The following is a 5,040-nucleotide window of genomic DNA, read 5'->3' as shown; positions in this document are numbered from 1 at the left end:
AGATGAAGTGATTCTCGATATCTCAAATAGATAAATCAATATATGTGAGAGTATTTATTGCAGAGTGCAACATACTTTCACTAGGGCGTAATCTAAAGCGATATTTTGTTTGGAGTGACTAATAACGAGAGAATGAATGATTAATTAGTTTTTGATATAAATCAATCTTGAATTGAATAGTTATTTTTATATGATTAATCAATCATGGTTTGATTTGTGTATATATTTATTTAATCAAATCTGATATGTTTAGTGTAATTTATAATTAATCATACAGTGATATTTATGATAATGAACAAAGAACATTCACCAGCTCGACGCTTGTCAGCGTTGCAAAAAAATATTTTGATAATATTGGCCGCGCTGAATGAGCGGAAGCCTGGGCCAGTACCCACAAAGGATCTTGAGAAATTGCTAACTGTTAGTGATGACAAGCCGGTATATGGCCCTAATCTTCGTGGTGCATGTCATCGGTTAGCTAAAGCTGGGATGGTTCGTACTTTACGAGCGTCGAATTTGCAACTGGCTGTCGAACTCACTCACGATGGTTTGGAATGCGCTACGCTACTCTACGCAAATGAAAGTCAGGCTGAAGTCGATCGGCAAAAACGTAAGACCTGCTTAGTGTTGCCTCATAATTTACCGACAAAGCCAGTTACAGATGCCCTACCTGTCATGTTGAACGGACAAACCTATTACGCCCGTAGTGCATGCTATGTAGTGCCGTTCGATGGAACCCCGTACCTGATGTTGTTGCAAGGTGATGGTCTACGTGTGCGGCTATATGGGGATACACTCAGTGTAGGTCGGTATTATCTGTCATGCTTTGATGCAGGATTACCCGTTCATGTTCAGATAAACGAAGAACAATAAAGTGATTGGGAATACTGTAGTGTCACTACTGATCACATTGAATTTTAGGCGAAAAAAACCGATAAAGTAGACAGTTATCATGCTCCGCAGAAATGAGGAGCAAATGGATGAATCTTCTATCAGCAATCATTGTTGTTTTAGAGTTCATTGTCGCACTGCTGCGGCTGTTCGGCTTGTTATTCTAACAAGCTGAAACGTAACTAAGGCGGGAGGAACCATCCTCTCCCCTTTGAAAAATTTTATTTACCCTCCCCTTATTACTCCTAAGAATATGATAAATAATATTATCTGTCTTTATGATTGATGATAGATAGCTGCAATATAGCAGCTATTTAGATTGTAATTTCATCATAAATATATCAGCAAGATTGCTGCAATCATGTTCGTGTGTTTTAATGCTTGCAGCAATCTTGCTGCAATTTTCAAGGTGTGACTATGGCTTGGATAGTGGCATTTGTTTCTCAAAAAGGTGGCGTTGGCAAAAGTTCAAAAGCCAGAGCATTGGCGCGAGAAGCAACTAAGGGAGGCATAAAAACCAAACTTGCTGACCTCGATACTGAACAGGCAACCTCATCTGATTGGCACCGTCGGCGTCTAGCGGCTGGTTATGAACCGGCAGCTTCCGTTGAGCTTTTTTCAACAGCAGCTCAGGCTTTAGCCGCAGCGGAAAATTTTGAACTTCTCATTATTGATGGGCCTGCGCGCGCGAGTAAAGGCACAACGGAAATTGCAAAAGTCGCAGACCTTATCGTGCAACCTACAGGGGCCTCTCTGGATGATTTGATCCCTGCGGTCAAAGTTTTCCACGGCTTGGTCAAAGAGGGAATACCGAAAGCTAAACTTGTTTTTGCACTCAGTCGTATAGGTACTGATGCGGAAGAGTCAGAAGCCAGAAATTACCTTAAAGAAGCTGGGTACGAAATTCTGGATGGATGTATTTTTGAACAGACAGCTTATCGCCAGGCACAAAACGCTGGCCTTTCTGTTACTGAAACTCGATATAAAGGCTTGAATGCAAGAGCTGATGAATTGATTCAGTCGTTGATTAACAAGATCGGAGGGTAATGATTGTGGCAGATGTCAGTAAACTGAGAAAGGTGAAGAGCAAATTGGGTACACCTCCTTCTATGGATGAGGCTGCAACCAGCCTTGCTGCCCCTGAAATTGCACCGGCCCCGATTGACGATCACCGGCCTTATATTCGTCGTGACGGTCGTTCTGCTAGAAAGACTAATCGGACTCTTGCTTTTGCCACTCGTGTTACGCCTGAGTTTGATGAATCAATCAGAGATATAGCAGAGCGAGAAGACCTAAAAATAGTTGAAGTGCTTGAGGCTGCGCTTGAAGCTCTCAAAGAAAAAAGAGGTTATTGATTACAGGTTGCAGCAAGATAGCTGCAATCTTTTCGTGATTTAAATCTTGCAGCTATCTTGCAGACACATACAATGTATCTAGCTGCTATATTGCTGCTATCATTCTAGTTAAGTAATCATTATAGTGAGTGAAACAAATTAGATACTCATTTTGAGGCTTTAAATTCTTTATCTAAGGCTTCGTTGATACTCAAAATGAGGTTTAAACGATTAACGGTGGATTTAGTTACTCATACTGAGTATTAAAAGAGGGTCTGATGAATATTTTTTGTGATGATGGTTCAACAAACGTAAAACTTGCATGGTTCGATAACGGTGCCTTGAACACGGCAATTTCAGTAAATTCGTTCCGTAAGGGGTGGAAAGTTGAGGGTATTGGAAGTCGAGCAACCTTTAACTACGAACTGGACGGTACTAAATATACTTATGATGAAGTGAGTAGCGAAGCCATCAATACGACTCACATTGAGTATCAATACTCTGATGCAAATGTTCTGGCCGTTCATCATGCTTTACTCAATAGTGGTCTAAAACCTCAGTCAGTATCATTAACTGTAACCCTGCCGATCAGTGAGTTCTATACATCTGAATGCCAGAAGAACACGTTAAATATTCAGCGTAAGACTGATAATTTGCTGCGTTCTGTGACGTTGAATAAAGGAGACTCTTTCACTATTACCCATGTGGATGTGATGCCTGAATCTCTTCCTGCTGTTTTTGCTCAGTTAGTCAGTGATAATGTGGGGCCGTTTGAAAAGTCATTAGTTATTGATTTAGGCGGAACAACACTCGATGTTGGTGTCATTGTAGGGCAGTTTGAAGATGTCAGTGCTATCCATGGTAATTCATCAATTGGTGTATCGATGGTCACTCAGCCTACGCTCAGTGCGTTGAAAATGGCATCCAGCGATACAAGTCCGATGGTAGCTGATGAATTAATTAAGCGCCGTGCAGAACCAGAATTTGTTCGTCAAGTCATCAATGATGAGAGCCGTATTAGTCTAGTGATGGATACTATTGATACTGCGATCATCCAATTGGGTAAGCGTGTAGTTGATGAATTGAGTGATTTCAGACATGTAAACCGAGTTTACATTGTCGGTGGGGGCGCAACACTGATCACATCAGCAATACAAGAAGCATGGAGCCATCTTGGAAACAAAGTTTCTATGATGGCGTCACCGCAGACAGCTCTGGTTACGGCAATAGCGGCGTTTAAAGAAGGGGAGTGAGGTTGAGCGACGACCGAAAAAAATTCACACTCTATTTGCATCCCGAAGAGATAAAGAGTGATGAGCAGGCCATATCGGTAATTGATTCGGTTCCACGGCGTGCACGTGGCGAGTTATTTCGTCAGGCATTCGTTGCTGGGCTAGCATTGCATCAATTGGATGAACGTTTGCCAGCATTGATCGCAACAATGTTGACGAAAGAATTGACCGCAGATCAGGTCGTAGAATTGATAGCTCAGACAACCGGTTGGAAACCATCACATGCGTCGATAAAAGATGTTATATCACTGACCTTGGGGGAGAGTGTGGTCGTCCCCGTTGGTGAAGTACTCAAATCTGACAGCAAGCAAGCTACGAAAGAAGCGCTTAAAGTGGTGAGAAAGAAAATGTCGGGATTTGTCTAATAATTCAAAGGATAAATTTATGCCGAACGAACCTCTCCTAGAAATGTTGAGTACAGCAAGGGCATTTAGTGCAACAACAATGACTATTCATCAAGATGTGAACGATTTTGTTGGCGGCCCTGCCAGTGACCCTAAGTTTACCCGAACCCGAGTACGCCGATATCTGTCTCAATACGGTTTTCGGGGTAGTAAATTAAAAGCTGAAGTAGAGCGTATTTGCACATTTAATCGCTCAAAAGGTGATTGGAAATATCCGTATGGTTGGTCGGAGCTGGATCTTACTGGCCCTATGCGGCGAATGTTTGGACTTAAGCGAAAACGAAATTTGTTCATACTCGATGAGTTTTGGTCGTTAGTTTCATAGCTGTACTTTTGGTAAATCTCCCCAGCGGGTTGTATAAGCAGGGGAGAGCATTTCCCGTTTCATCTTCCAGCCTTTATCTATTCCTTGCCCCGCAAACCACACCTTTCCTATCCCTTCTTTATTAATGCGGTCGATAACGCTCATTAACTGCTCACTGTTGGCCCTTGGCGGTTGTTCATCAAACATGTCTATCTGACCAGGGCGGCTACAAAAGTCATTCAAGATGATCCCCGCTTTCTGGTATCGATAGCCATCACGCCAGATGTGATCCAGTGCTCTCATTGATGCCGCCACAATATCACGCGTGTCCTGAGTGGCCAGCATCAACGTCTGATGAGCATTGTTGCCGTAAAACGGTTCGGTGGCATACGGACTGGTGCGGATAAAAATGCTCACCTGACGGCAGTATTGTCGTTCCTGTCGCAGTTTTTCTGCTGCACGCTCCGCGTACTGACACACGGCCTGGCGCATATCTTGTAGTGTCGTGACGCGCTCACCAAAACTTCGGCTGCTAATGATTTGCTGTTTGGCGGGGAGTGGATCGATAGAGATACAGGGTGTGCCGTTAAGTTCCCTCACAGTGCGTTCAGTGACAACACCAAACGTCTTCTTTATTAGCTGAAGGTTGGCGTCTGCCAGCTGCAACACTGTTTCTATTCCCAACGTCTTCAGTTTGATGCTCAGTTGCCTCTTTGTCTTGATTGCAGGTAGATATACCAGGTGCATTTGGGCGTCCGGGCGGGCTTGTCATGCTGCGCACAGAGCCAGCAACGCTGTCTCTGCCCTGCGGGTTT

General features: G+C 43.4%; 6 protein-coding genes and 1 pseudogene. 6 read left to right on the top strand and 1 reads right to left on the bottom strand.

What is annotated here, in order from left to right; genetic code table 11:
* The first annotated feature begins 285 nt into the window (after positions 1-285).
* From AEP37_RS22295 to AEP37_RS22270, 6 genes are all read left to right on the top strand, one after another.
* Positions 286-873 (top strand): hypothetical protein, encoded by a 588-nt coding sequence (locus AEP37_RS22295; RefSeq protein WP_244880832.1) that lies wholly within the window; start codon positions 286-288, stop codon positions 871-873.
* Positions 874-1,308: 435 nt separating this feature from the next.
* Positions 1,309-1,938 carry a ParA family protein gene (locus AEP37_RS22290; protein WP_049615379.1) on the top strand — a complete coding sequence of 210 codons (630 nt, stop codon included), beginning with the start codon at positions 1,309-1,311 and terminating at the stop codon, positions 1,936-1,938.
* A 5-nt stretch (positions 1,939-1,943) separates the two neighbouring features.
* A complete protein-coding gene (locus AEP37_RS22285; protein ID WP_049615381.1) occupies positions 1,944-2,246 on the top strand; it encodes a hypothetical protein in 303 nt (100 codons plus the stop codon).
* A gap of 257 nt (positions 2,247-2,503) precedes the next feature.
* A complete protein-coding gene (parM, locus tag AEP37_RS22280) occupies positions 2,504-3,478 on the top strand; it encodes a plasmid segregation protein ParM domain-containing protein (RefSeq protein ID WP_049615378.1) in 975 nt (324 codons plus the stop codon).
* Positions 3,479-3,480: 2 nt separating this feature from the next.
* A complete protein-coding gene (locus AEP37_RS22275; protein WP_049615377.1) occupies positions 3,481-3,882 on the top strand; it encodes a plasmid partitioning/stability family protein in 402 nt (133 codons plus the stop codon).
* Positions 3,883-3,901: 19 nt separating this feature from the next.
* Positions 3,902-4,246 (top strand): hypothetical protein, encoded by a 345-nt coding sequence (locus tag AEP37_RS22270; protein ID WP_049615376.1) that lies wholly within the window; start codon positions 3,902-3,904, stop codon positions 4,244-4,246.
* Here AEP37_RS22270 and AEP37_RS22265 read toward each other — a convergent pair.
* Positions 4,241-4,936: pseudogene (locus AEP37_RS22265) on the bottom strand (DinB/UmuC family translesion DNA polymerase); the annotation flags it as partial. The gene AEP37_RS22270 and the pseudogene AEP37_RS22265 sit on opposite strands and share 6 nt — an antisense overlap.
* Positions 4,937-5,040 lie beyond the last annotated feature (104 nt).

Origin of the sequence: Yersinia pekkanenii (assembly GCF_001152565.1) — a bacterium.
GTDB lineage: Bacteria > Pseudomonadota > Gammaproteobacteria > Enterobacterales > Enterobacteriaceae > Yersinia > Yersinia pekkanenii.
The sequence above is the reverse complement of the archived record's forward strand: the minus strand, read 5'-3'. Positions and strand labels throughout refer to the sequence as shown.

Bases quoted from the DNA above. Each gene is read 5' to 3' on its own strand.
- AEP37_RS22295 (WP_244880832.1), top strand. From the start codon at position 286: ATGATAATGAACAAAGAACATTCACCAGCTCGACGCTTGTCAGCGTTG.
- AEP37_RS22270 (WP_049615376.1), top strand. From the start codon at position 3,902: ATGCCGAACGAACCTCTCCTAGAAATGTTGAGTACAGCAAGGGCATTT.
- AEP37_RS22290 (WP_049615379.1), top strand. From the start codon at position 1,309: ATGGCTTGGATAGTGGCATTTGTTTCTCAAAAAGGTGGCGTTGGCAAA.
- parM (WP_049615378.1), top strand. From the start codon at position 2,504: ATGAATATTTTTTGTGATGATGGTTCAACAAACGTAAAACTTGCATGG.